28 protein-coding genes are annotated in these 25,898 nt (G+C 68.1%); 7 read left to right on the top strand and 21 right to left on the bottom strand.

The window, feature by feature from the left end; genetic code table 11:
- Positions 1-3: 3 nt before the first annotated feature.
- The 6 genes from ABD987_RS19785 to ABD987_RS19760 all read right to left on the bottom strand — a co-directional run bounded on the left by ABD987_RS19785 (position 4) and on the right by ABD987_RS19760 (position 5,491).
- On the bottom strand, positions 4-432 hold the full coding sequence (locus tag ABD987_RS19785) for a heat shock protein transcriptional repressor HspR (RefSeq protein WP_345395279.1): 429 nt from the start codon (positions 430-432) through the stop codon (positions 4-6).
- Between the two features lie 5 nt (positions 433-437).
- The gene (dnaJ, locus tag ABD987_RS19780) at positions 438-1,604 is read right to left on the bottom strand and encodes a molecular chaperone DnaJ (RefSeq protein ID WP_345395276.1); all 1,167 of its coding nucleotides are present in this window, start codon (positions 1,602-1,604) and stop codon (positions 438-440) included.
- Positions 1,605-1,634: 30 nt separating this feature from the next.
- Positions 1,635-2,357, bottom strand: coding sequence for a nucleotide exchange factor GrpE (grpE, locus tag ABD987_RS19775; RefSeq protein WP_345395273.1), 723 nt, complete (start codon positions 2,355-2,357; stop codon positions 1,635-1,637).
- Positions 2,354-4,240, bottom strand: a complete 1,887-nt coding sequence (dnaK, locus tag ABD987_RS19770) for a molecular chaperone DnaK (protein WP_345395270.1) — start codon at positions 4,238-4,240, stop codon at positions 2,354-2,356. The genes grpE and dnaK overlap by 4 nt, the downstream gene beginning before the upstream one ends.
- 292 nt (positions 4,241-4,532) lie before the next feature.
- A complete protein-coding gene (locus ABD987_RS19765; protein WP_345395267.1) occupies positions 4,533-4,760 on the bottom strand; it encodes a hypothetical protein in 228 nt (75 codons plus the stop codon).
- Positions 4,757-5,491: a DUF4097 family beta strand repeat-containing protein gene (locus ABD987_RS19760; RefSeq protein WP_345395264.1), complete on the bottom strand. Its 735-nt coding sequence runs from the start codon at positions 5,489-5,491 to the stop codon at positions 4,757-4,759. Before ABD987_RS19760 ends, ABD987_RS19765 begins: the two co-directional genes overlap by 4 nt.
- Before the next feature lie 204 nt (positions 5,492-5,695).
- Here ABD987_RS19760 and ABD987_RS19755 point away from each other — a divergent pair, with 204 nt between their 5' ends.
- From ABD987_RS19755 to ABD987_RS19740, 4 genes are all read left to right on the top strand, one after another.
- Entirely contained in the window at positions 5,696-6,235 is a 540-nt protein-coding gene (locus ABD987_RS19755) for a YbhB/YbcL family Raf kinase inhibitor-like protein (protein ID WP_345395261.1), read from the top strand.
- Between the two features lie 140 nt (positions 6,236-6,375).
- Positions 6,376-7,755 (top strand): purine-cytosine permease family protein, encoded by a 1,380-nt coding sequence (locus ABD987_RS19750; protein WP_345395258.1) that lies wholly within the window; start codon positions 6,376-6,378, stop codon positions 7,753-7,755.
- 213 nt (positions 7,756-7,968) lie between these two features.
- The gene (gene cmk / locus ABD987_RS19745) at positions 7,969-8,610 is read left to right on the top strand and encodes a (d)CMP kinase (protein WP_345395255.1); all 642 of its coding nucleotides are present in this window, start codon (positions 7,969-7,971) and stop codon (positions 8,608-8,610) included.
- A 231-nt stretch (positions 8,611-8,841) separates the two neighbouring features.
- Positions 8,842-9,294: an HIT family protein gene (locus tag ABD987_RS19740; protein ID WP_345395252.1), complete on the top strand. Its 453-nt coding sequence runs from the start codon at positions 8,842-8,844 to the stop codon at positions 9,292-9,294.
- Here the strand turns inward: ABD987_RS19740 and ABD987_RS19735 are convergent.
- The 12 genes from ABD987_RS19735 to ABD987_RS19680 form a co-directional block, all read right to left on the bottom strand.
- Positions 9,236-9,895 carry a class I SAM-dependent DNA methyltransferase gene (locus tag ABD987_RS19735; RefSeq protein ID WP_345395249.1) on the bottom strand — a complete coding sequence of 220 codons (660 nt, stop codon included), beginning with the start codon at positions 9,893-9,895 and terminating at the stop codon, positions 9,236-9,238. The two genes, ABD987_RS19740 and ABD987_RS19735, sit on opposite strands and share 59 nt — an antisense overlap.
- A 10-nt stretch (positions 9,896-9,905) precedes the next feature.
- Positions 9,906-10,673, bottom strand: coding sequence for a hypothetical protein (locus tag ABD987_RS19730; protein WP_345395246.1), 768 nt, complete (start codon positions 10,671-10,673; stop codon positions 9,906-9,908).
- A gap of 65 nt (positions 10,674-10,738) precedes the next feature.
- Positions 10,739-11,824 (bottom strand): thiamine-phosphate kinase, encoded by a 1,086-nt coding sequence (gene thiL / locus ABD987_RS19725; protein WP_345395243.1) that lies wholly within the window; start codon positions 11,822-11,824, stop codon positions 10,739-10,741.
- A gap of 36 nt (positions 11,825-11,860) precedes the next feature.
- Positions 11,861-12,526 carry an HIT family protein gene (locus tag ABD987_RS19720; protein ID WP_345395240.1) on the bottom strand — a complete coding sequence of 222 codons (666 nt, stop codon included), beginning with the start codon at positions 12,524-12,526 and terminating at the stop codon, positions 11,861-11,863.
- 265 nt (positions 12,527-12,791) lie between these two features.
- Entirely contained in the window at positions 12,792-13,595 is an 804-nt protein-coding gene (locus ABD987_RS19715; protein WP_345395237.1) for an SDR family oxidoreductase, read from the bottom strand.
- Positions 13,596-13,676: 81 nt separating this feature from the next.
- Positions 13,677-14,837, bottom strand: a complete 1,161-nt coding sequence (locus ABD987_RS19710) for an alpha/beta hydrolase family protein (RefSeq protein ID WP_345395234.1) — start codon at positions 14,835-14,837, stop codon at positions 13,677-13,679.
- Positions 14,838-14,855: 18 nt separating this feature from the next.
- Complete coding sequence (locus ABD987_RS19705) at positions 14,856-15,836, bottom strand: transporter (RefSeq protein WP_345395231.1); 981 nt, start codon at positions 15,834-15,836, stop codon at positions 14,856-14,858.
- Positions 15,833-16,723, bottom strand: a complete 891-nt coding sequence (locus ABD987_RS19700) for an ABC transporter ATP-binding protein (protein WP_345395228.1) — start codon at positions 16,721-16,723, stop codon at positions 15,833-15,835. Before ABD987_RS19700 ends, ABD987_RS19705 begins: the two co-directional genes overlap by 4 nt.
- A complete protein-coding gene (locus ABD987_RS19695; RefSeq protein WP_345395225.1) occupies positions 16,720-17,112 on the bottom strand; it encodes a GntR family transcriptional regulator in 393 nt (130 codons plus the stop codon). The genes ABD987_RS19700 and ABD987_RS19695 overlap by 4 nt, the downstream gene beginning before the upstream one ends.
- 138 nt (positions 17,113-17,250) lie before the next feature.
- Positions 17,251-17,679 carry a GNAT family N-acetyltransferase gene (locus tag ABD987_RS19690; protein ID WP_345395222.1) on the bottom strand — a complete coding sequence of 143 codons (429 nt, stop codon included), beginning with the start codon at positions 17,677-17,679 and terminating at the stop codon, positions 17,251-17,253.
- A gap of 41 nt (positions 17,680-17,720) precedes the next feature.
- Positions 17,721-18,281: a TetR/AcrR family transcriptional regulator gene (locus ABD987_RS19685; RefSeq protein WP_345395219.1), complete on the bottom strand. Its 561-nt coding sequence runs from the start codon at positions 18,279-18,281 to the stop codon at positions 17,721-17,723.
- Complete coding sequence (locus tag ABD987_RS19680) at positions 18,278-18,604, bottom strand: DMT family transporter (RefSeq protein WP_345395216.1); 327 nt, start codon at positions 18,602-18,604, stop codon at positions 18,278-18,280. Before ABD987_RS19680 ends, ABD987_RS19685 begins: the two co-directional genes overlap by 4 nt.
- Before the next feature lie 187 nt (positions 18,605-18,791).
- Between ABD987_RS19680 and ABD987_RS19675 the strand changes: the two genes are divergently transcribed.
- From ABD987_RS19675 to ABD987_RS19665, 3 genes are all read left to right on the top strand, one after another.
- On the top strand, positions 18,792-21,008 hold the full coding sequence (locus ABD987_RS19675; RefSeq protein ID WP_345395213.1) for a (Fe-S)-binding protein: 2,217 nt from the start codon (positions 18,792-18,794) through the stop codon (positions 21,006-21,008).
- Positions 21,009-21,778: 770 nt separating this feature from the next.
- Positions 21,779-22,429, top strand: a complete 651-nt coding sequence (locus ABD987_RS19670; protein ID WP_345395210.1) for a DUF742 domain-containing protein — start codon at positions 21,779-21,781, stop codon at positions 22,427-22,429.
- Between the two features lie 28 nt (positions 22,430-22,457).
- Positions 22,458-23,471: a cation diffusion facilitator family transporter gene (locus ABD987_RS19665; protein ID WP_345395207.1), complete on the top strand. Its 1,014-nt coding sequence runs from the start codon at positions 22,458-22,460 to the stop codon at positions 23,469-23,471.
- On the opposite strand, the gene ABD987_RS19660 is transcribed toward ABD987_RS19665, so the two are convergent.
- From ABD987_RS19660 to ABD987_RS19650, 3 genes are all read right to left on the bottom strand, one after another.
- On the bottom strand, positions 23,453-24,007 hold the full coding sequence (locus ABD987_RS19660) for a CAP domain-containing protein (protein WP_345395204.1): 555 nt from the start codon (positions 24,005-24,007) through the stop codon (positions 23,453-23,455). The genes ABD987_RS19665 and ABD987_RS19660 overlap by 19 nt on opposite strands.
- Before the next feature lie 357 nt (positions 24,008-24,364).
- Positions 24,365-24,592: a DUF397 domain-containing protein gene (locus ABD987_RS19655; RefSeq protein ID WP_345395201.1), complete on the bottom strand. Its 228-nt coding sequence runs from the start codon at positions 24,590-24,592 to the stop codon at positions 24,365-24,367.
- The gene (locus tag ABD987_RS19650; protein WP_345395198.1) at positions 24,589-25,461 is read right to left on the bottom strand and encodes a helix-turn-helix domain-containing protein; all 873 of its coding nucleotides are present in this window, start codon (positions 25,459-25,461) and stop codon (positions 24,589-24,591) included. The genes ABD987_RS19655 and ABD987_RS19650 overlap by 4 nt, the downstream gene beginning before the upstream one ends.
- Positions 25,462-25,898 lie beyond the last annotated feature (437 nt).

The raw sequence follows: 25,898 nt of genomic DNA, 5'->3' as shown, positions 1-25,898 counted from the left end.
ATGTCACCGGCGTTTCCCGGGTTTCCACACGACCAGGGAAGTCTGGGGCTGAAACGGCACCAGATCCTTCCGGTACGACGCGTGCACCGCCGCGACGTTGCGCTCCGCCGCGACGTAGGCCGCCGCGAGTTCTTCGGTCAGTTCGGCGATCCGCGAGCGCAGCGCGTCGACCTGGTTCTCCAGCTCGATGATGCGCTTGATGCCCGCGAGGTTGACACCATCCTCCTGCGAGAGCCGCTGCACCTCGCGCAGCAGCGCGATGTCCCGCATCGAGTAGCGCCGCCCACCGCCGGAGGTCCGGCCGGGGGAGACGAGACCCTGGCGGTCGTAGGACCGCAGGGTCTGCGCGTGCATGCCGGAAAGCTGTGCCGCCACCGAAATGACGAACACCGGCGTGTCCTCGTCCGCGCCGTGGGGCAGTCCGCCGAACATCGCACTCACCTGCCTTCGAGCAGTTTGGTGATCTCCGGCCGGGGGTCGTGCCCGGCCATCGCCTCGGCGTAGGTCTCCAGCGCCGCACGCGCCTTGTCGTCCAGCTCGGCGGGAACCGCCGCCTGGAGGGTGACCAGCAGGTCGCCCTGCGAACCGTCACGCTTGGCGATGCCCTTGCCGCGCACCCGCAGCACCCGGCCGCTCGCGGTGCCCGCCGGCACCTTCAGCGACACCTTGCCCTCCAACGTGGGCACGGTGATCGTGGTGCCGAGCGCCAGCTCGGTGAAGTCCACCGGCACCGACAGCGTCAGGTCGAGTTCCTTGCGGCCGAACAGCTCGTGCGGCGCGACGTGCACGCGGACGTACAGATCGCCCGCCTGCGCCCCGCCGCGGCCCGGCTCGCCCTGGCCCGCCAGCCGGATGCGCTGGTTGTCGTCGACACCCGGCGGGATCCGGACGGTCAGCGTCCGCGTGCGGGTGCTGACGCCCTCGCCACCGCATTCGGGGCACGGGTCGTCGATGATCGTGCCGCGGCCGCGGCAGTCGCGGCACGGCTCGGAGAACGCGAACGCGCCCTGGCTGCGGCTGACCAGCCCGGAACCCTGACAGTTCGGGCAGGTTCGCGGCGTGCTGCCCGGCTTGGCGCCGTTGCCGCCACACGTCGAGCAGGTCGCCGGGCTCGACAGCCGCAGCGGCAGGGTCGCGCCCTTGACCGCCTCGGCGAAGTCGATCCGGACGTCGGTCTCGACGTCCGCGCCGCGTTGCGGCCGGTTCGCCGTGGCACCGGCGGAACCTCGGCGGCCGAACAGCCCGCCGAGGATGTCGCCGAGCCCGCCGAAACCGCCCTGCTGCCCACCCTGCTGGCCGAAGATGTCGCCGACGTCGAAGCCGCCCGAACCGCCACCGGGGAAGTTGAACCCACCGGCACCGCCGGAGCCGAAGAGGCGCCGCGCCTCGTCGTACTCCTTGCGCTTCGCCGGGTCCGACAGCACGCCGTACGCCTCGGAGACCGCCTTGAACTTCTGCTCGGCCTCCGCGTTGCCCGCGTTGGCGTCGGGGTGGTTCTCCTTGGCGAGCTTGCGGTAGGACTTCTTGATCTCGTCGGCCGTGGCGTCGGAGGAGACGCCCAGCTCACGGTAGAAGTCCTTACCGATCCATTCACGCGCACTCACCGAACGTCTCCTCCTTCCTCACGTGACGACTTACTGCTGGTTCTGCTGCTCATCGAGGCCGTCCAGCGGCAGCTCGCCGCCGACCGGCGGGTCCACCGGCTGCTCCGCCGGCGCGGCGCCCGGCTCGTGGTCGGTGACCGCGACGAGCGCGGCCCGCAGCACCCGCTCCCCGAAGCGGTAACCGCGGCGCATGACCACGGTGACCGTCGGGCCCGACACCTCGGGCGAGGTGTTGTGCTGCACCGCCTCGTGCACGCTCGGGTCGAAGGGCTCGCCCTCCGCGCCGAACGACTCGAGGCCGGCCCGCTGCAACGCGCCGACGAGCTTGTCGGCCACGGCCTTGAACGCGCCGGTGAGGTCACCGTGCTGCTCGGCCCGCTCGAGGTCGTCGAGCAGCGGCAGCAGGTCGTTGACCACCGAACCCTTGGCCGACTGCACCACGGCCTCGCGGTCGCGGTCGACGCGCTTGCGGTAGTTCGCGTACTCGGCCTGCAGGCGCTGCAGGTCCGCGGTGCGCTCGGCCAGTTCCTTCTCGACACCGGAGGCGGGCTCGACGGCTTCGTCCACTGTGGACTCGCCGAGCGAGGGGCCCGCGGCGTGCTTGGGCTCGCGCACGGGCTCCTCGGCGGGCTGTTCGCTCTCCGGGGCGGGCGGGCGGACCTGACCGGTCTGCGGGTCGATCCGCCGCCGATCCCTTACGACCACCGGTTCGTCCGGGCCCCGGCCCTCGGTTTCGTCGTAGCTGTGGGTCACTTCTTCGAGTCCTTCGGCTCTTCCTCGACGATCTCGGCGTCCACGACGTCGTCGGCCTTGGCCTTGGCGCCCGCGTCGGACGCACCGGCCGCACCCGCGGCGCCACCGGCGGCACCCGCGGCACCGGCCGCGGCGTCGGCGTTCGAGTTGGCGTAGAGCGCGGTACCCAGCTCCTGCGAAGCGGTGTTCAGCTTCTCGATCGCCTCGCGGATCTTGGTCGAGTCCGTGCCCTTGAGCGACTCGTTGGCCTCGTCGATCGCGGTCTTGACCTTGCCCTTGAGCTCCTCGGGCAGCTTGTCCTCGTTGTCCTTGACGAACTTCTCGGTCTGGTAGACCAGCGTCTCCGCCTGGTTGCGGGTCTCCGCCTCCTCGCGGCGCTTCTTGTCCTCCTCGGCGTGCGCCTCCGCGTCCTTGACCATGCGCTCGATGTCGTCCTTCGGCAGCGCGGAGCCACCGGTGATCGTCATCGACTGCTCCTTGTTCGTGCCGAGGTCCTTCGCGGTCACGTGCACGATGCCGTTGGCGTCGATGTCGAACGTGACCTCGATCTGCGGCACGCCACGCGGGGCGGGCGGGAGACCGGTCAGCTCGAACATGCCGAGCTTCTTGTTGTGCGCGGCGATCTCGCGCTCACCCTGGAACACCTGGATCTGCACCGACGGCTGGTTGTCGTCCGCGGTGGAGAAGATCTCCGAGCGCTTGGTCGGGATCGTGGTGTTGCGCTCGATGAGCTTGGTGAACACGCCGCCCTTGGTCTCGATGCCCAGCGACAGCGGGGTCACGTCGAGCAGCAGGACGTCCTTGACCTCGCCCTTGAGCACACCGGCCTGCAGCGCCGCGCCGACCGCGACGACCTCGTCCGGGTTCACGCCCTTGTTCGGCTCGCGACCGCCGGTCAGCTCCTTGACCAGGTCGGACACCGCGGGCATGCGGGTGGAACCACCGACGAGCACCACGTGGTCGATGTCGCCGACCGCGATACCGGCGTCCCGGATGACGTTGTTGAACGGCTGACGGGTGCGCTCCAGCAGGTCGGAGGTGATCTTCTGGAACTCCGCGCGGGACAGCTGCTCGTCGAGGAACAGCGGGTTCTTGTCCGCGTCCACGGTGATGTAGGGCAGGTTGATGCCTGCCGAGTTCGAGCTGGACAGCTCGATCTTCGCCTTCTCCGCGGCCTCACGGATGCGCTGCAGCGCCATCTTGTCCTTGGTGAGGTCGATCCCGTTGGTGGCCTTGAACTTGTCGACCAGCCAGGTGACGATGCGCTCGTCCCAGTCGTCACCACCGAGGTGGTTGTCACCCGAGGTCGCGCGGACCTCGACGACGCCCTCGCCGATCTCCAGCAGCGAGACGTCGAAGGTGCCGCCACCGAGGTCGAAGACCAGGATGGTCTGTTCCTTCTCGCCCTTGTCCAGGCCGTACGCCAGCGCGGCGGCGGTCGGCTCGTTGACGATGCGGAGCACGTTCAGGCCCGCGATCTGGCCGGCCTCCTTGGTGGCCTGGCGCTGCGCGTCCTCGAAGTAGGCCGGGACGGTGATGACCGCGTCGGTGATCGGCTCGCCGAGGTACGCCTCGGCGTCGCGCTTGAGCTTCATCAGCACGCGCGCGCTGATCTCCTGCGAGGTGTAGTTCTTGCCGTCGATCTCGGTCTTCCAGTCGGTACCGATGTGCCGCTTGACCGACCGGATGGTCCGGTCGACGTTGGTGACGGCCTGGTTCTTCGCCGGCTGGCCGGTCAGCACTTCACCGTTCTTGGCGAAGGCGACGATGGACGGGGTGGTGCGGGAACCTTCCGAGTTGGCGATGACCGTCGGCTCGCCGCCCTCAAGGACGGCGACGACCGAGTTGGTCGTGCCGAGGTCGATGCCGACCGCTCGCGCCATGGTGTGCTCCTCCTGTGTAACGCAGCTTTGCTGTGGGGTTGTTCGTGACCTGCGGGTTCGGTGTCGCCTTGAGCGACCCCGAAGCAAGTTCTATCCGGCCTCGGCGCACCTCGTCAAGCAGACTTGAGTCGGCTGCGCTCAACCTTCGTACTAGGCTAACGGGCAGGTCTCGGTTCTTGTTCCCGAGTTCGCGGAAAATCTGAAGGTAACCCCGCTGACCAGGAGATACACCACCGGCGCCACTCGAAAGCGTGATCGTTTCACCCCGTCAAACCCGGCGGGGCGGGACGAGCTAGCCGCGTACGCCGGGCGCGGGGACCCGCTTCACCGTGACGGTCCTCATACCGTGCTCCGGGGCGTCCCGGTCGATCGGCACCAGCAGCGAAGCACACTCCGCGCCGGGCTCCTGTGCCGTCGCGCACGGCACCCAGACCGGCGCGGACTCGGCCCGCGCGTGCCCCGCGGCGGACGGCAGGAACAGGGCGGCCGCGACCGCGGCCGCCCCGAGCCAGAGCTTCACGCCGCACGCACCGTGACGCTGCCGCTGTCGGTGCTCAGGTCGAGCGTGTGCGTGGCCGATCCCTCGTTCGGGATCTTGATGTTCCGGCGACCGCTGTCGGTGTTCCCGACGACGTGGTAGGGACCGCCGGGCACGTCGAGCTGGACGTTCCCGCTGTCCGCGTACACCTTGACGTCGTTCGCCGCGGCCAGCTTCAGTTCGACGCCACCGCTGTTCGCCTTGACGTCGATCCTGCCGCGCAACCCGGTGCCCTTGACCGACCCCGACTCCGCGCGCACGGTGACGTCCTGGCCGATGTCGCGCAGTTCGGTCGCCCCGGAGTCGACGGTCAGCTTGACCGGTCCGGCGACGTTGGCGACCTCCGCCCGCCCGGAGTCGACGGTGACGTCGACGCTCGCCACCCCGGCGATGCGGACGCCGCCGGAGTCGTTCTTGCCCGTGACGGGGATCCCGGCAGGCACGACGACGTCGTAGTCCACCGAGCAGTTCCGCCCGCAGCCGGCGAGCACGAGCGTGTCGCCCTCCACCCGGTAGCTGCCGGACGGTTTGCTCCACCGGTACGAGAACTCCTGGTGGACCCGGACGGGCCCGCTCTCGGCGCGGATCCTCACCGAACCCGAGTCGTTGTCCAGCCGCACCTGGTGGATCTGTGCCGTGACCTCGGCGTCGGCCTGCGCCTTTGAGGGCCACAGGAACCCGAACCCGGCCGCCACCCCCACGCCGATCAACACGATGCCACCTATAGCGAGAAGCGGGCGTGCCATGGTCTGTCCCCTCAGTTCCCCTCAGTACCGATTCGCGTCCAGACGACGGTAGAAGCGGCAGCCCCCCGCCGACATCCGGGAAGCCCCCCAATCTTCCCTGAGGGCCACCCCCGCCTCTCCCTGCCATCCGCCCTAACCTGGCAACGTCGGATTCCGTGATCGGGAGGTTCCATGCCGCAGTCACCCAGCCCGTACGACTTCCTGCCCCAGCTTCCGTCGTTCACCCTGCGCAGCAACGACATCGCGGAGGGTGAAACGCTCGCGACGCCGCACCTGTCCGGCATCTTCGGTGCGGGCGGCGAGGACCGGTCGCCGCAGCTGTCCTGGGAGGGGTTCCCCGCCGAGACCAAGAGCTTCGCGGTGACCTGCTACGACCCGGACGCCCCGACCGCCAGCGGCTTCTGGCACTGGGCCGTGCTCGACATCCCGGCCTCGGTCACCGAGCTGGCCTCCGGCGCGGGCGACGCCAGCGGGTCGGGCCTGCCCGAGGGCGCGGTGACCCTGAAGGGCGACGGTGGCGTCCGGCAGTTCCTCGGCGCCGCGCCGCCGGCGGGGCACGGGCCGCACCGCTACATCTTCGCCGTGCACGCGGTCGACGTCGAGAAGCTGGAGGTCGGCGAGGACGCGACCCCGGCGTTCCTCGGCTTCAACCTCTTCGGCCACGGCATCGCGCGAGCCACGCTCACCGCGGTCTACGAGAACAAGGGCTGAACCCGCGCACCGCTCCCGGCGCACCGGGTGCGGTGCGTCTCCCGGCCGTCTGGCCGACCAGACAGATTCGGCCGACCGGGGCTAGGCCGCGCCACCTCCGCTGCCCTTAATGACTCCAGGCACGAACGGCTGGAGGTCCGATGGCGGCAGCGGCGCTGGAACAACGCTCGATCGACCCGATCCCCGCGAGCGAGCGGCACGGGCATCCGCGCAGCCTGTTCACACTGTGGTTCGCGGCGAACATGCAGATCACGTCCGCCGTCACCGGCGCGCTCACCGTGCTGGTCGGCGTCCACCCGCTGTGGGCGATCGTCGCCGTCGTGGCGGGCAACGCGCTCGGCGGCGTCCCGATGGCGCTGCACGCCGCGCAGGGCCCGAAACTCGGTATCCCGCAGATGATCCAGTCGCGGGCGCAGTTCGGCGTGTACGGCGCCGTGCTGCCGCTCGTGCTCGTCGTGGTGATGTACCTCGGGTACTTCGCGAGCGGCAACGTGCTCGGCGGCCAGGCCGTCGCGCAGATCACCCACCTGCCCACCGACGTCGCGATCTGCGTGTACGCGGCGGCCTCCGCGCTGATCGCGATCGTCGGATACAAGCTGATTCACCGGTTCGGCTGGATCGCCTCGGCGCTCTCGGTGATCGTGTTCGTGTACCTGAGCGTCCGGCTCGTCGGCGGGCACGACCTCGGCGCCGTCCTCGCCATGCCGACGCTCGACTTCCCCAAGTTCCTGCTCGCGCTGTCACTCACCGCGTCCTGGCAGCTGACCTTCGGCCCCTACGTCGCGGACACCTCGCGTTACCTGCCCTCGTCGACGTCCGTGCGCGCGACGTTCTGGTGGACCTACGGCGGCACCGTGCTCGGCGCGATCTGGGCGATGTCCTTCGGCGCGCTGGCCTACGCCGTGGCGGGCAAAGCCTTCAAGGGGCACGAGGTCGCCTACGTCGTCGGTCTCGGCGGCGAGGCGCTGCTGATCCCGCTGCTGCTCGCGATCGCGCTGGGCAAGTTCACCGTCAACGTGCTGAACATCTACGGCGGCTACATGACCGTCGCGACCACGCTCACCGCCTTCAGCCGCCGTGCCGTCCTTTCGCAGGGCGCGCGCGTCGGCTACATCGCGATCGTCGGGGTACTCGGCGCCGTCATCGCGGTGCTCGGGCGCGGGGAGTTCCTCGGGAACTTCGTCCTGTTCCTGGACTTCCTGCTGTACTTCCTGACGCCGTGGAGCTCGATCAACCTCGTCGACTTCTACCTGGTACGCAAGGAAGCCTACGATCTCGAAGCCGTCTACGACCCGAACGGTCGCTACGGACGCTGGTCCGCGCCGGCGCTGATCGCCTACGTCATCGGGATCGCCGTGCAGATCCCGTTCTCGAACGTGGAGGGCATCTTCGTCGGCCCGATGGCACCCGTCCTCGGCGGCGCCGACATCTCGTGGCTGCTCGGCCTGATCATCCCCGGCGCCGTCTACCTCACCGTCATGCGCCGCCACGCCCGGGTGAGCCTCGCTGTTACACAGTAATTCAAAATTGTCACCCTGTTTCTCCCGTTGATAACACGATAGAGGCATCAAGGCGACTATCCATCCAACTGTGCCACTCAGTGGGCGATACCCGAGAAGAAACGACGACCTCTCGTGTACTGTGCACGTCTTCACAGATCTTTTGTTGTCGACTATCGCCATACCTGGGTCCGGAGTTGGGGAATGTCATTCGAATCGATCGACGGAACCGTCGTGGCCGTCGACGGGCCGGCGGCCGCGGGGAAGACGACGGCCAGCCTGCGCCTGGCGCGTGCCTTCGGGATGAGCTACCTCGAAAGCGGCCGCGCCTACCGGGTGCTGGCCTACGAAGCCTTACGTAACAACATCAATCCCACCGACCAGGCGGCCATGCTCGCGCTCTGCGCCGCGGTGGGCGGGCGGAGCCGGGCGGAACTACTGGGCCTGAATCGGTACACCTCGGGTGAACTGCGCACCACCGAAGTCGGCCGTGTCGTCAGCGCGGTCGCGAAAATCGCCGAACTCCGGACAAGGGTCACCAATACCCTCCGCGCCTGGGCGGCGGGCAACCGGCGAAGCATCGTCGAAGGCCGTGATATCGGCACCGTGGTTTTCCCCTCGGCCGCGCTGAAGTTCTATCTGACGGCCAGCGTGGAGACACGGGCGGCGCGCCGGGTGGCGCAGGAGGAATCGGGGACATATCAGGAAGTGCTGGCCGACGTCCTGCGCCGGGATCAGGCCGACCTGACGCGTGCCGCTTCACCGTTGCGACAGGCTCCCGACGCCATCCTCATCGACACCACCACGCTGACCGTGGACCAGGTGGTGGATCGCATGTCCCACCGGTGCCGGGACGTGGGGCTGACGGTTCCATGATCATCGCTTCCCGAGCGACGGGCGAGGCGGCTCTCGTGTGCCATCCCCCGTGAACCCTTTCACCACCTCACTCGAACGAGCCGCGTTCTATGATGTTTCGACCGATCGGCGCTATGTTGACGGTCGTCACCCGATGAGCCGGCCAGTGGAATCAGAGGTGAGATCGAGCAGCAGACGAAGGTTTGCACGATGTGTAACTGGCCGGTAACTACATGCGAGTCGAGGTGCTTGATGAACCAGGCGGTCGCCATCGACCCTGCCGAACACCCCTCCGATCAGGAGGAGGGATGCCTGTTCTGCCAGTTCACCGACAGGTCCCTCAACAGAGTGCTCGAGGAGACCGCTCATTTCTATGCCCGATGGGACAACTACCCGGCGGCGAAGGGGCACGTCGAAATAGCTCCCAAGAAGCACATGCTCTCGTTCTTCGACCTGAACCCCGATGATCTCAAAGAGATGTACGGCTTGATGAGCGTGGTGAAATCCCGGCTCGAAGAGAAATACCAGCCGAACGGCTACACGATCGGCGTCAACGACGGCCGCGCCGCCGGGCGGACGGTCGATCACCTGCACATCCATCTCATTCCGCGTTACACCGGAGACGTGACCGACCCACGTGGTGGCGTCAGGCGGATACTGCCGAACTGCGATCCGGACTCCTGGAGTTCCCCCGGGCGGGCTTGACCGCCTCCGCGACGAACCACGGAGGGCGGGGGCACGGATGTGTCCCGACCTCGGCGAATCCCGCCGCGCGCAGCAACCCGGCGAACTCGTCGCGGCAGACATGGGTGAACCACCGCTTCTCGGTCAGCTGCTTGCCCGCGGACCACCCCTCACCCCGGCCCTCCTTCATGCTGATCGCGACCGCCCCGCCAGGACACAGCACCCGGTACAGCTCGTGCAGTGCCTGCCCCAGCAGGCAGCCGGGCAGGTGCACCATGCTCGCGCACACCCACGCGCCCGCGAAGCTACTGCCCCCGAACGGCAACTCGGTCATCTCCAGCTGAACGCCGAGTGCCTCGCCGGTCCGTCCGGCGACGAGCTCCAGCATCCGGTAGCTGAGATCCCCCGCCACGACACGAAACCCCTGTGCGGCAAACCAGTCGACGTCCCTTCCCGTCCCGCAGCCGAGGTCGAGCAGCGACCCGCCCGATGCCAGTCGCCGCGAAAACCGGGCCAACTCGTCTTCGAAGCCAGGGAAGAGGCCGATATCATCGGTGGCCGCGGCGTAGCTCGAGGCACCTCGGTCGTACACCGCCCGCATGGTGGCGGCTATCGGATCCATGAACACACCGTCACGCACACTGGAACTCGTCCTGTCCGATCGCCAGGCCGAGATTGCTCATCTCTTCAAACAGCTCGCGCCTGTTGAGGTACTTGTAGCCATGACTCGCGTCGACACTCACGCAGCCGACGAAGCGGTTCCGTCCGTCCCTGATCGGTACCGCGAACAACGCCGTCCGGTGCTTGACGTGATCGAACTGCCGCCACGTCAGGTGCATCACCGCCTCGGCACCGTGCTCGGCGACGTATCGGTCATAGTCCTCTTCGGACTGGATCTTCTCCGCCGCGTCCGCCGCGTCGAACCGGATCTCGCGATCCCGCTCCCAGCACATCCCGACCACACCGACCCCTTTGGCAGGCGAGAAGGACCGGTTCATCGGAAAGGTCGCCATCCGATAGGTGGCCACCCTGGTCAGTTTTCCGCCGAACGGATGCCGAATTCCCCGCGTCCGCCGCCACACGTGCAACGCCAAGTCTCCGGTATCGAGCGGTGGATCGACCTGGTTCCCGATTTCGAGAACGCGCCCGAAGCTGGACAATATCCGGCGCCGTATCGTGACGCTCCGATTCAGCAGAGAACGTCGATACCAGCTTTCGAACGGCATGAAGGCGCCGAACACACCCACGATCACCAGCAGCACGAGCAGCAGGTAAGGGCGACCACCCAGAATCGCGGACCAGGTGCCGGCGGAGGGCACATGGTAAGCGTTTCCAGCGAGACCGAGAGTGGCCAGCAGCAGCACCGAACGGTCCAGTACCTTCGCCGTGCCCAGCTTCATGGCGACAAGCTAGCCGAGCCCGCAGGGCAAGTAAACGCCTCCTCGGCGACTTTCCTTGATGTTGATCAATGATGCGGCGGCGATTCCGGCGTGTGCCGCCACGCCTTCCCCGGCAATGGACTCAGTTTTCCGGAACTGGCCTCGAAAACGACCTCACCGCCGTCAACCACTACGCCGATGGAGTGAAAGTCGATTCCCGCCCGTTCGAACTCTCCGCGAAGGCGGTCGCAATCCACCGGGGACACTGTGAAGACGAGCTCGAAGTCGACCGAATCCCCCATGATCACCGGCAGTGGTTCAAGATTCAAATATTCGCAGACCTTCCGGACCGCCTCCGGGATACGCAGCTCCCGTTCGAACACCGTCATGCCGACACCGCTGGAAAACGCGATCGACTCCAGCGTTGCCTTGAGTCCGTCGGAGGTGTCCTGACAACTGGTGACCACGCCGCTGTTGCCGAGAACGACGCCCTCGGTGGTGCGCGCCAGCGGCCGGGTCCAGCTGGACAGAAGCTCCTCGCGGTAGTTTTGTTCGATATCGGCACAAACTCGCGGAGAACGGAAATAGGCAGCCGCGGCGCCCGCCATTCCGGTCGGCGCCGTGAGGCAGACCAGATCGCCCGTCTTGGCCCCGCTGCGCAGCAACGCGCCACCGGGGCGGCAGACACCCAACGCGGTCGCGGACAGGATCAATCGTTCCGCGCCACCGATGTCGCCGCCGACGTTCGGCGCGCCGAACGCTTCACACGCGTCCCGAATTCCCTGCATGACCTGCCGGAACACCGAGTCGCTCATCTCCGGCGGGTAGCGCACGACCGACAGCAGTCCGATGGGCTGCGCGCCCATGGCCGCCACGTCGCTGACATTCGCGGCCACCAGGTAGTAGCCGAGATCGTATTCGCCGAGCAACCCGTACTCGTACAGCCGGAACTTCGGGCCACGTACGTAGTCCGACCCGATGACGAGCTGCTGCTCGCCGGAGAAACCGAAAACGGCGCAGTCGTCCTGGGAATCCGCGCCCACGAGCAGCCGCACGCGTCCGGACGGCGTCGCCTCTCGGCTGCGATAGGCCAGAGCCTGGTCACCGAACATGACCTTGACCAGTTCGGCCAACCGGGTCGGCTCGTCGGAATAGCGTTCTTCCCCTGACATCTGTTCCCCTTGTTCCCACATCGGCCGTGCTGGTGCTCAATGCATGGTCCAGTTCGCCGTCCTGCGCACCGTCGAACGCAGGTACTCCTTCCGGATGACCACCGCGTAATCCCATTCGGGATCCGCGATCGACAAGACCGCACCCACCACCGAACGCAGATACTGCCGTTGATGCCGTCCAGCCGGGAGGTAGATCCGGCCCCGCCCGCGATAAAGGCGGAAGTAGTAGGAAACCCGGGTCCACGGCTCGGTGCCCAGCTCACCGAGGTCATCGATGTCGTAGTAGGCGAGGCCGTCCCGTTCGAGCAAGGCGTCGACCGCGTCCCCCGACACCGGGAGCAGATGCCAATGCGCATGGGTGATACACGCCTGCTGGCCGGCTTCTTCGGTGGAGCCGTGCTCCAGGACCAGCGGAGCCGAGAACGCGTCGGTGTACCGGGATGTCACCCAATCGAGTAGACACCTGAGTTCGGTATCGCCTTCGGCGATGACCCTCGCGAACGACAGGTGATGCTTTCTCGGGAGCAGCAACAGATGGCCGACCGCCAACGGCGACATGTCGGCGACGAGCTCGAACCCGCGAAACGACACAATCCGCCTGTCCGGTGGATCACCGCCGTACACCCTGGCAAACGACGTATCGCCGGAGCCGGACAGTTCCTGGCAGAAGTCGGCCCCCTGGCAGAGGGGTGGACTGGTCATGGCACTCCCATCGCGTAGATGGTTCCGGCGCCAGACTACGGGATGATAATCGCGATCAAAACCACCATTCGGCTGGCCGCGAAATGACAAAGAGTTGACAAATCCAGGACAGATACCACTCACAAGGGCTTTTGGAAACAATTGAGGAAATACTGCGATCCAGTGTAACGAAATCCGGATCTTCACTGCGAAGCACCGGGGTAAATCGTGGCAGCGGCCCGTCCGCGGGAGACCGGACCTCGCCGACGGGCCGTACCGCCGCGCGTCAGCTCGACGCCGCGGGCGCGCCGCTGGTCGCGGCGCCCGCCGCGCGGACGGTACGCGCCAGGAACTCCTCCCAGGTTCCCCGGCCCAGCGCGGCACCTTCGAGGGTCAGGTTGTCGCCCGCGCGGTAGGCACGGCCGGCCTTTCCCGGGATTCGCACCGGCAGCGCCAACCGGCGCTTCCCAGTCGCCGTCAGATAGCCGCGCACCAGTTCGTCCATGCCGTAGACCCGCGGCCCGGCGAGGTCGGGCACCAGCCCGGCCGGTTCGCCGAGCACCAGCTCCACCAACCGCTCCGCGACGTCACGCGCGTCGACCGGCTGCAACCGCAGCCCGCCCGGCTTCGGCACCACCGGCAGCTTGACCAGCCCGCGCACCATGGTCAGTGCCAGATCGTGGAACTGCGCGGCCCGCAACGTCGTCCACGGCACGCCCGACTCCGCCACCGCCTGCTCGGCGGCGAGCTTCGAGCGCATCCACGCCAGCGGCACCCGGTCCGCGCCGATCACCGAGATGTAAACCAGGTGCCGCGCCCCGGCGGCGGCCGCGGCACGCGCCAGGCTCCGGGTCGCGACGTCGTCCCCCTTCGGCCCGCCGGCGAGGTGCAGGACGATCGGCGCGTCCGCCACCGCGGCTTCGACACCCTCGCCCCGCACCAGGTCGCCGGTCACGTACTCGACGCCGTCGTGTCCCTCCCGCTCGGTCCGGCTCAGCACCCGTACCCGCTGCCCCGCCGCGCGCAGCCGCGGGACGACCAGCCGGCCGAGTGTGCCGGTACCGCCGGTGATCAAGATGGTCGAGGTCATGGCTTCCTCCGTGGGATTCGGTTCCACCGCACTGACGGACCTCGCCGGATCGATGTGACACGACGTGCGCCACGCCACAGGTCACGTGCAGGAAGGTGGCTCCACGGAGCAGAAACGCACCTCCGGATAACGCGGCGACGGCCGGTCCAGCAGCGGATTCGGGCGCTGCCGGAGGTGCTGGTCGAAGAACGCCAGTACATAGGCGCGGGTGAGGTCCATCGTGCGAGCCCCGGGCTGCTCCGCGCCGAAGTCGAGGCCGAGCTGGTCGCCCAGCAGGACGAGATCGGTGAACGACTGGTGGACGACACCGTCCACCAGCAGCCAGCGTTTCCACCCGGTCAGGTGCTTCCAGTCGTGCTCCCAGCTGAGCGCCTCGGGACGCCCGCTGCCCGGCGTGTAGGTCACCGGCTTACCGAGGAACAGGAACGGCCGGGCCAGCGTGGTGGTGTCCGGGATCGGGTCCTGCGTCGTCCCGTCGATGTCGATCCCGGCGCGGATCCGCGCATCCGCCAGCATCGCGGGAATGGTGCTCGCGCCGCCGACGGAATGCCCCGCCATCGCGATCCTGGCCGGATCGATCAGCTCGGCGCCCCGCCACTTCGGCCGGTGCCCGGTCAGCTCGTCCAGCACGAACGAGACGTCCGCGGCCCGGCCCCGCACCACCTTCCGCCAGAACTCGTCGTTCCGGGGATTCGCACAGGCGAGACACGTCGTGACCCGACCGTCCGGAAAGGACTGTCCGACGTTCTCGTAGGTGTGGTCGATCGCGGCGACGACGTAGCCGTGGCTCGCCAGGTCCTCGGCCAGCGCGGTCAGCGTTCCGCGTTGCTTGGTGAACCCCGGCGAAAGCACGATGAGCGGCAGGCTGTGCCGACGCCCCGCCGCCGGGGCGTCGGCGAAGGCGTTGGTCCTCGTCCGGCTCAGGATGTCCGGCGGCAGGGTGGTGATCTTGCCGTCCTTGAGCAGGAGTTCGGATTCGGCGGGTGTCAGGTACTGCGCGTGCCGTCCGGTCGCCGATTTCGCCGGGTACCACAGGGAAACCAGCAGTTCCCGCGCGTTCACCCCCGGTGCCCACGGATCGGGGCGGGCGGTGTCCTTGAGGTACAGCGACGTCGTCCCCACCGGTGCCCGGCCGGTCGGCGCGGGCAGTGCCGCCGTGGTGTCCGCGGCGGCGGGCGTGACGCCTGCCGCGAGCGGGAGCATGGCAGCGACGACCGCCAATCCGTGAAGCGCTTTCTTCATGGAATTCCCCTTGTCCGATCAGGAAAGACGGGTACGAACCCAGCGGAGACCGAGCGCGGCCAGCAGGGCGGCGAGCGTTAGATGGACCGCCGTCTCCATGCCTTGCAGCGGCCAGAACCGATCGGCGGGCTGGTAGACGATCCGTTGCCGGTAGCCGTCTCCGGCGAGCTTGGCGAAGCACTCCCGCGCGGGCATCGGACGATGTGCCGACCGCCCTGGCGGTGGGACGCACTCCGCCAGCCACGACGGCGGCTTGACCACCTGTCCGGCACCGTCGACGGTCTCGTTGGACAACATCCACGCGCCCGCCGGGCCGGTCACCGTCAGCAGCTCGAACTCGCCCTTGTCGGTCAGGCCCATCCGCCCGAGGTTCGACGCGGTGATCACCACGGTTTCCTCGGTCGCGGGCAGGACGTACGGCCGCGCCACGAACGGCACGGCGAGTTGTACCGCGGCGAAGACCGCGAGCGTGGCGGCCATCGCCACCACGGTCCGGCGCAGCAGGATGCCCAGCACCACACCGAGCACGAAGGCGAACACGGCATAACCGACGGGCGCGACACCGCGAGCACCGAAGACGACCGGCGACAGGCGCACCGAGAAGGTGCCCGAGCCGGTGACAGCGCTGTCGACCGAACCCGACCACCAGGTGATCGCGAGGCTGAGCACCCCGGCCGCGAGCGCCGCGGCGAGCACCCCGGCCGCGAGTTTCGTGCCCAGCCACCGCGTCCGGGTCACGGTCTGGTTCCACGCCAGGCGATGTGTGCCCGCCTCCAGCTCGCGCGCGACCAGCGGCGCGCCCCAGAAGACGCCGATGACCGTGGGGAGCACGTACATCACGACGAACCCGCCGCGGTACAGCAGATCGTCGGTGGAGGTGAGCGGCACGTCGCCGGGAACCGGCTTTCCGGCGAGCACGAGAACCACGGCCAGGACACCGAGCAGTCCGTACACCGCCAGCGCCTGAAGGCGGAACTGGCGCCAGGTCAACCAGATCATCGGAGCACCTCCAGTGCCGGACGGCGACCGGGTTCGGCGGCGCCGCTCAGGTAGGCGAGCACGAGGTCCTCCAGGTCGAGGTCGCCGACCGTCCACTGTGGATCGAGAATCGGCGCCTCGGTACGGACGAGCACCGTCGTCTGCCGGTCGGTGTGGCTCGCGGAGACGACGTGCTGGTGGGCGGGCAGCGTGGACACCTCGCGGCGCGGCCCGGTCAGCCGGTGGTGTGTCGCCAGGATCTCGTCGACCTCGCCGTCGAGCCGCACCTCTCCGGCGACCAGGACCACCAGGTGATCGCAGACGCGTTCGAGGTCGGCCACCAGGTGCGAGGACAGCACGACGCTGACCCCGTGCTCGGCGACGATCTCCATGAGGTCGGCCAGGAACTCGCGCCGGGCGAGCGGGTCGAGCGCGGCCACCGGCTCGTCGAGCAGGAGCAGCTCGGGCCGCTTCGCGATGGCCATGGTGAGCGCGAGCTGGGCCCGCTGCCCGCCGGAGAGCTTCCCGGCGCGCCGACGAGGGTCGAGCCCCAGCCCGGCGACCCGGTCGCGGGCGAGCGCGTCGTCCCAGCCCGGATTGAGCCGGGCGCCGAGCCGCAGGTGCTCGGCGACGGTCAGTCCGGGGTAGACGGGCGTTTCCTGGGCGACGAAGGCGACCTTCGCCAGCTGCGCCCGCCCGCTGCCGGGCGTGCCGCCGCACACCTCGATGGTGCCGGTCGTCGGCGTCAGCATCCCGGCCGCGAGGTTCAGCAGCGTCGACTTCCCGGCGCCGTTCGGGCCGACCAGTCCGACGACGTGCCCGGCGGGGATGTCCAGCGTGCAGCCGGTCAGCGCCCAGTTCCGGCCGTATCGCTTGCCCAGCGCCCTGGCCCCCAGAGCCGCGGTCACGCGGTGTCCTTCCTCGACGCGGCGCGAACCGTTGTCGCGAACAACGCCTCGATGCCTTCGCTGTCGAGACCGGACAGACGCGCCTTCACGAGCCACTTCAGCAGGTCCTGGCGCAGCGCGCCGAGCACGGCGGGGGGCGGCCCGGTGAGCGTCGCCGTCACGAACGTGCCGACACCGGGGCGGGCCCCGACGAGCCCGTCGTGCTCCAGCTCCCGGTAGGCCTTGAGCACGGTGTTCGGGTTGATGGCCAGCTGGGCCACGACGTCCTTGACCTTCGGCAGCTGGTCGCCCTCGCTGAGCAGCCCCAGCCGCAACGCGTGCCGCACCTGCTGGACCAGCTGCTGGTAGGGCGAGAGGCGGGATCCACCGTCGAGATGGAACTCGATCATCAGTTCCTCCATTTATCTATCTACCTAGCACTATAGGTAAATGGGGATGTGCTGTCGACCGGTTAACGACGTGGGGGCCTCCCCGAGGGACTCCAGGTCCCTCAAGGAGGCCCCCACGGACCTTCGGGTGACGCCCGGCTACTCGCGGACGGCTTCGCGCTCCAGGTAGCGGCCCGCGGTGTGCTCGGTGAAGCCGTACCGCCGGTACAGCTCGTGCGCGTCGGAGGTGTGCAGCATCCAGCGGAAGTTCGCGCCGGGACCGTTGTCGATCATCTCCCGGACCAGTTCCTTGCCGAGGCCGGTTCCCCGCGCGTCCGCGACGACGAACACGTCCGCGAGGTAGGCCATCGCGACACCGTCGGAAAACGCCCGCGCGAAGCCGACCTGACGCCCGCCCGCCGTCTCGTACGCGCCGACGACCCGCCACGCGGTCCGCACCTGCTCCTCGACCTGCTCCCTGGTCCGCCACCGGGCCCAGTACGCCTCGGTGGACAGGAACTTCCACACGACGTCGAGGTCGACCCGCGCGAGGTCGTCGTCCAGTTCGTAGACACCCACTGTCCGCATGGCGGCAAAGTAGCCCAGCGTCCCGCGCCGGGCCCAGCCATTTAGGCCGGCTTGAGCAGGTAGTCCACCACCGGCCGCAGTTCCTCCGCCGAGGGCGGCTCGTCGTCGATGAGGCCCTGGATGAGCAGCCCGTCGATCCCGGCGAGGAACACCCGGAACGCGACCTCGTCGTCATGCCGGACCATCGAGGTCAGCACGTCGAGCCAGCGCCGCGCGGCGGGCCGCAGCTCGGGTTTCCGCGCGGCGAGCAGGTAGAGCTCGTACTCCGCCATGGTCCGGCCGCGCTGCGGCCCGAGCGCCTCGGCCAGCAGCCCGGCGACCTCCTCCGCGCCCCGGCTGCCGCGCGAGCGGGCGCGGTCGATCATCCAGTAGACCTCGGTCGCCATGTCGCGCGCGCAGGAGATCAACGTCGCGACGAGCAGATCGTCGAGGCTGGAGAAGTGATAGGTGGTCGACGCCGTCGGGATGCCCGCCTCCGCCGCGACCGTCCGGTGCGTGACCCCGGCGACGCCGTCGCGCTCGATCACCCGCAGCACGGCGGCGATGATCTCCGCGCGCCGCTTGTCCCCGCGCGCCTTCCGCCCGTCGACCTGAAGCTTCATCGCACGCTCCCGACCTCGATCAGCACGACACCGCCGATCACCAGCGCCAGTCCGGCGATCATCGCCGCGTTGACCGGCTCCTTGAGGAACACCACGCCGATGATCGCCACCAGCGCCACCCCGGCCGCGGCCCAGATCGCGTATGCGACCCCGATCGGCAATCCTGCCTTGAGCACCTGTGACAGCGCGACGAACGCCACGACGTACCCGAGCACGACCAGAATCGACGGCCCGACCTTGGAAAACCCTTCGGAAAGCTTCAGCGAGATCGTCGCGGTGACCTCGGCGCCGATGGCCAGAGCGAGCAGCAGGTACGCAACCACGACACAAAAACTACCTGAACGATAGTCCCAATTACCAGCGAGGCGTACACCACATCGGTGGGACTTAGGCGCCACTCACCGGTTACTCATCAGTAAGCACCACTAGTCTGCTGCACCATCGGCACCGCGGCGATCACCGGACACCGCGGCGCTGCACCACCACACCGGACGAGAAAGGCACCCGACGATGGGCGCTGTACAGCTGACGCTCGGCGGACTCTCGGTCCTGCTCGGCATCGTCGCCTGGGGAATGTTCTTCGCGACCATCGCCCGCTTCGTGCGGGTGATCCGGCTCGGGCAGCCCGACTCCACCCGGAACGGGCCGTTCCTGCCGCGCATGAAGACCATGATCAAGGAGTTCGCCGCGCACACGCGGATGAACAAGGTCCGCAGTGTCGGCCCGTGGCACTGGCTGGTCATGTGGGGCTTCCTGATCGGCTCGCTCGCGCTGTTCGAGGCGTACGGCGAGGTCTTCGTCCCGCACTGGGGCTGGCCGATCCTCGACGACTTCCCGCCGTTCCAGCTGCTCATGGAGCTGCTCGGGGTCGGGACCATCGTCGGCATCCTGGTGCTGATCGTGGTGCGGCAGCGCAACCACCCGCGCCGCGCCGACCGCCAGTCGCGGTTCGCCGGTTCGAACTTCAAGTGGGCCTACTTCATCGAGGCCGTCGTGCTCATCGAGGGCGTCGGCATCATCGGTGTCCGCGCCGCGAAGGCCGCGCTCGGCGCCCACGAGACGCCGACCTGGGCCGCGTTCGTCTCGAACCCGATCGGCGACCTGCTGCCCGCCAGCCCGAACCTGGTGTCGGTGTTCGCGTTCGTCAAACTGATGAGCGCCACGATCTGGCTGATCGTCATCTCGCGCACGATGACCATGGGCATCGCCTGGCACCGGTTCAGCGCCTTCTTCAACATCTACTTCAAGCGCGAGGCCGACGGCGACGTCGCGCTGGGCGCCCTCAAGCCGATGATGAGCAAGGGCAAGGTGCTCGACCTCGAAGAGGCCGACCCGGACGAGGACACCTTCGGCGTCGGCAAGGTCGAGGACTTCAGCTGGAAGGGCTGGCTCGACTTCTCTACCTGCACCGAATGCGGCCGCTGTCAATCGCAGTGCCCCGCGTGGAACACCGGGAAGCCGCTGTCGCCGAAGCTGGTCATCACCCAGCTGCGGGACCACGCCTACGCGAAGGCGCCGTACCTGCTCGCGGGCGGCAAGCGCGACATGGCGGGCGACGAGGTCGGACTGTCCGGCGACGACATGTACGCGGGCATCGACGTCCTCGCGATCGCCGAGTCGCAGAAGGCACTGGTCGGCGATGACGGCGGCGTCATCGATCCCGACGTCCTGTGGTCCTGCACCTCGTGCGGCGCCTGCGTCGAACAGTGCCCGGTGGACATCGAGCACGTCGACCACATCGTCGACATGCGCCGCTACCAGGTCATGATCGAGTCCTCGTTCCCCAGCGAGCTGAACGGCATGTTCAAGAACCTGGAGAACAAGGGCAACCCGTGGGGCCAGAACGCGAAGGACCGTCTGCAGTGGACGGAGGACCTCGACTTCGAGGTCCCGGTCTTCGACGGCGACCTCGGCGACGCCGAGTACCTGTTCTGGGTCGGCTGCGCCGGCGCGTTCGAGGACCGGGCGAAGAAGACCACCCGCGCGGTGGCCGAACTGCTGCACATCGCGGGCGTCAAGTACACCGTGCTCGGCTCGGAGGAGAGCTGCACCGGCGACCCGGCCCGCCGCGCGGGCAACGAGTTCCTGTTCCAGATGCTCGCCCAGCAGAACGTCGAGGTGCTCAACTCGGTGTTCGAGGGCCGCGAACGCAAGGCCCGCAAGGTCGTCGTGACCTGCGCGCACTGCTTCAACACCCTCGCGAACGAGTACCCGGAGCTCGGCGGCCAGTTCGACGTCGTGCACCACACGCAGCTGCTGAACCGGCTGGTGCGCGAGAAGCAGCTGGTGCCGGTGGCGCCGGTCGCCGAGGACGTCACCTACCACGACCCGTGCTACCTGGGCCGCCACAACAAGGTCTACGAGGCACCGCGCGAGCTCGTCGGCGCGACCGGCGCGACGCTGCGCGAGATGCCGCGGCACGCCGACCGGGCGATGTGCTGTGGCGCCGGCGGCGCGCGCATGTGGATGGAGGAGAAGATCGGCAAGCGGATCAACGTCGAGCGCGTCGACGAGGCGCTCGGCACCGCGCCGTCGAAGATCGCGACCGGCTGCCCGTTCTGCAAGGTGATGCTCAACGACGGGCTCACCGCGCGGCAGAGCGACGGGCAGGCCTCCGACAAGGTCGAAATCCTCGACGTCGCGCAGCTGCTGCTGACCGCGGTCAAGCGGCAGCCCGCCGCGGCGCCGGTGGCCCCCGGCGCGCCGTCACTCGACGACGAAGGCTGACCGTACGGACGACTCCCGCGTTTTCGCGAGCATCGGCCCGGGCACGTCCGCGTGCCCGGGCCGATGCTTTTCCCGTCCCGGCGGCGTTTCGGTTGCGCGATCGATACGAGAGTGACATTCACAGTTTCACTGTTCCGGGGCCACGGTATTTCCCACGGAACCGGCGGCAGTGATCGCCACCGGCACACCGGACTTCGTCGCCCTACGTGTTTTTCGCTTACCCGCTCTCAGCGCAACGAGCATTAACCAAAGGCCCTTTTTTCCACCCGGACTCGGCCCATGCTGAGCGTTTCTGGTGGTCACACGCAATTCAGTATGGCCCAGTCCGACCTGGACCATCGACGCGCCGCACCCCGTCCCGAATCACTGACCGTGTTCGCCGCCGCGCGACCGCGACCGGTGGCGATCGTCCGCTGCCGCCCGGTTTCGGACTCGCGCGCACGAAGATCCGGACGTCGTCGGCATGTGCACGCTTCCGTTATCGGTAGCCAGCCGCACGCGTGGCGCACAACTCCGCACAGCTGTGCAGCAAATGTGAAGCAAACGTTTTCCCGGCGCCCTGTCACCATTTCCGTCACCCACTCGGCGCAACTCAGAAAACGCCGTTCACAGGACTGGACAATGGGCGTATCCTGGCCTTTCCTCGCAGCCAGGGTGGTCCGCGAGACGGATTCGACGACCATGAAAAGAGGGGGAGCGAAGACATGGGCGGGCACCGGGAAAGGGGATCGACCGGGCGCACCGGTGCGCGTTTCCCGAGCATCGCGCACGTGAAGCGCTACCGCGCCGGATCCGGTGAGAACGCCTCGGCATCGCCACTGTCCACACCCGACCGTCCCACCCTTCCCGCCCGCCCGGCCCTCGGCCGGACCGGGGCGCGGTTCCCCTCGGCACACTCCTCGGCCGACACCCCCGAAATCCCGCTCCAGCAGGTCCCGGCACGGGCATCGCGGAAGCGGTCGGCGCGCAAGCCGCCCGAACCGGTCGAAGTGATCACCGAAGCCGCGGCGTCCCCGCCTGCCCGGCACGAGGACGAGGACGACTGGGCGCTGGAACCAGACCTGGCGGACTTCGGCCCGTTCGGCCCGCGCACGCTGGTCCGGCCGTACGTGCTGACCAGGGGCCGCACCCAGGCCCGCAGGCATCTGGCGATCGAGGCGCTCGTGTCGGCCTGTTCCAGTGCCCGGTGGAACGGACCGCAGGTGTCCGGCGAATTCCGTTCGGTGCGGCGAGTCTGCCACCAGCCGCGATCGGTCGCCGAGGTCGCCGCGACGCTGAGCGTCCCGCTCGGAGTCGTCCGCGTGCTGCTCGACGACATGGCCGACCTCGGGCTCGTCAAGATCCACGAAACGGCCGACGCCCACGGGAAGCCCGCGACGGCGTTGCTGGAACGGGTGCTTCACGGGCTTCAGCGGTTGTAAACGCCCAGCGCGCATTACGCTTTCGCAGGTGAGCGCGGAACCCGAGAACCCGGCCGAGTCCGGCGGCGAAAGCACGCTGACCGTGGTACTGGCCGGTGCCGTGAACCTGGCCATCGCGATCATGAAGCTGGTGGCGGGCGTCATCACCGGGTCCGCGGCCATGCTGTCGGAGGCGGCCCACTCGGTGGCGGACACGTTCACCGAGGTCCTGCTGCTGACGGCGTTGAAGCGGTCGGCCCGCCCCGCCGACCGCGTCCATCCGTTCGGCTACGGCAAGGAACGGTACTTCTGGGCGCTGCTCGCCGCGGTCTCGATCTTCGCGTCCGGGTCGATGTTCGCGTTCTACGAAGGCTTCTCCACCGTGTTCGGGCACAGCGGCGAACAGGCGCGGCCACTGGTCGGCTACCTCGTGCTGGCGCTGGCGTTCGCGCTGGAATCGGTGTCCTGGGTGCAGTCGTTCCGGCAGGTGCGTACCGAAGCGCGGACGGAGAACCGGACACTGTGGACATACCTGCGGCTGATCGACGATCCCGCGCCGAAGACCGTGCTGTTCGAGGATTCCGCCGCGCTCGTCGGCCTGGTACTGGCGTTCGCCGGTCTCGGACTGCACCAGCTCACCGGGTCACCGGTGTGGGACGGCCTCGCGTCGATCGCGATCGGCGTGTTGCTCGCGTGCGTCGCCTACCTGCTGGGGCGGACGAACCGCGGGCTGCTCATCGGCAGGCAGGCTGACCCGGCGATCGTCTACGGCGTGCGTGACCACCTCGCAGGCGCGCCCGAGATCGAGGCCGTCGTCGACCTGCAGACCATGTTGATGGGCACCGACCAGGTACTGGTGTGCGCGCGGGTGGACTTCGACGACGCGCTCGGCGCCGCCGACGTCGAACGCGCCTGCGTGCGGCTGGCGGGCGAGCTGACCGAGACGTTCAACGACGTCACCGAGGTGTTCATCGAGCCGGTGCCGAGGACCGACCCGGAACTGCGCGCGACGGTGCTGGCCCGCTACGGCGAACCGAACCGGATTCAGTACCCGAAGTCCTGAGTCCAGTACCAGCCGTCGGTCGCGACACCGACACCGAGACGGGTCAGCGAGCAGTTCAGGATGTTCGCCCGGTGCCCGCTGGAGTTCATCCACATCTGCATGACCTTCGCCGGGGTCGTCGCGCCCTTGGCGATGTTCTCCGCGCCGGGCTTGGAATAGCCCGCGTCGCGGATGCGCTGGTCGAACGGGACACCTTCGGGAGTGTTGTGCGAGAAGTAGTCGCGCGCGGACATGTCGTCGCTGTGTTTCTGCGCGGCGGTGGCGAGCCGCGACTCCGCCGAGACCGGCCCGCAGCCTGCCTTGGCGCGTTCACCGTTGACGAGGTCGACCACCTGACTCGCCGAACCGCCCGCCGGAGCGGACTTCGGCTTGGGCTGGCTCGTGCTCGTCGTCGTGTCCGGTGGACGTGACGACGTCGGGCTTTCGCTGGAGGCCGGCGGCTCGGAGGTCGGCGTCTCGCTCTTCGACGGCGTGCCCTCCGGCGCGCCCGAGGTCGTCGTCGGCGCGGCCTTCTCCCCGGACGGCGCACCCAGCACCCCCGCGGCTCCCAGCCGGCCGTCCGCTCGGGTGTCCGGTACCCGCAACGCGAGAGTGGCGTTACGCGGCGTATCCGTACCGAATCCTTGGTGCAGCCACAGCGTTCCCCCGGCAGCGCTAAATCCACCGAGGAGAACACTCAGTGACACCAGGATCACGCGACTTCTACCACCAATGGGGGACACAGCCGGGGAACGTATCACGAAACGGTTACGGCGACAGCCCCCAAAAGTCGCAGCGGGCTCGCCGCCCGGTTCGTGCCTCCGACGAAGACGATCCCGGGGCGACTCGCCCCGGGATCGCGCGAACCTCGCGTCCGGCGGGCTGTACGCCCCGCCAGTCCGCCCCGCGGTGGGTTACGCCGGCGTGGCGCCACCATTCTTGATCTGGTGCAGGAAGGCCCGCATCTCGCGGTGCTCGAGGACGAGGATCGGGCTGGCCTCACCGAGCTTCGAATCCCGCACTCCGGCGTAGCCAGGGACGGAGGTGTTGAGCTCGACGCACCCGTTCGCCCCCCGGCTGCGACTGGATTTCCGCCAGCCAGGCACACCGATCAGAGTGGGACGGGAATTTTCTGTGTTCATGATTCTCCTCTGGTCTCCTTCGCCAGTTCTTTCACGAATTCCAGCGACAGTTCCGGCTTCTCTGCCTGCATCTGCAGACGTTCGAAGATATTGCGGAATTCACGCACAGCTTCCGGGGTCTCGTAGTAGAGGAACTGGCGTCGGTTTTCGACATATACGGTGCCGGGGTCCCCGATGAACTCGGCCGGGAAGTCCATGATGGTGAAGGCGCCGTCGACGGCGGCGTGGGCGCCCGCGGCGAAGGGCAGCACCTGGATGTCGACGTTGGGCTTCTCCGCCAGCTCGGCAAGGCGTTGCAACTGGTCGTGCATTACGGCCGGTCCGCCGACCTGGCGCCGCAAGGCACCCTCGTCCAGGATCGCCCACACTCGCGGCGCATCGTTTTCGCGATCCAGTATCGTCTGACGCGCCATCCGCAGATCGACCTTGACGGCGATCTGTTCGTCACTCATTCCCGTCTCGCCGTTTCGAAAGATCGCCCGGGCGTAGTCACGGGTTTGGAACAAGCCTGGTATGACGTTCATGTCCGCACTGCTGATGCGCGCGGCTCCGGTCTCCAGGGCCAGGAACACGTCGAAGTCACCGATGACCGCGTCCTTGAACTTGATCCACCAGTCCCTGTTCCGCTTCGCCCTTCTGACCATGTCCCGAAAAAGCGACACATGCTCTGGTACACCGTAGAAATCGAGCAGCAGTTCCAGGTCCGCCGGCGCGGGCAGGTTTCGCGCGGTCTCGATGTGAGCGATGACCGTGGTGGCCTTGCCGATGCGCGCGGCCGCGGCCGAGCGGTCATGGCCACTGGCCTCGCGGAGGCGCTTCATCTCGAATGCGATCCAGCGCTTGATGGCGGTGGGGGTCGCCGTGCCCATGAAGTTCCTGCCTCCTCTGGCATGTCGCGCTGAGTAACGCGGTTCACCCACAGGGCCTACGCATGGCAGATCCAAATGCCACACGTGCGGAGTCTAGATGCTCACAATGTATAGCTCTACATTGTGAGCATCTGGTGTGCAGTGACTCTACAACGTGGAGCCGACGGTTTGTGCACCGGGTAGGCCCCTACCGGCGTGTCAGCCAGGCATCGCCGGGATCCGGGGCTTTCGCAGGGGCAATTGAGCAACACGCGAGAAGGGGAGGAGGAGGGGAGATGGGTGCACCCGAGTACCACCAGCAACCCGCGGCGGGGATGTCGTGCCGGGGTTGCCTGGGTGCTTCTCGCTCTCGCCCTGGAGGAGGGAGGTGGAGGCAGTGATCGAGATCGTGATGGTCGAGCGCGAGAGCGCGTCGAGCCACGCCTACAGCGGCGCGA

It is taken from the genome of Amycolatopsis samaneae, from assembly GCF_039541975.1.
Taxonomy (GTDB): domain Bacteria; phylum Actinomycetota; class Actinomycetes; order Mycobacteriales; family Pseudonocardiaceae; genus Amycolatopsis; species Amycolatopsis samaneae.
Note: the sequence above shows the minus strand (reverse complement) of the source record. Positions and strands in the feature narration are given on the sequence as shown.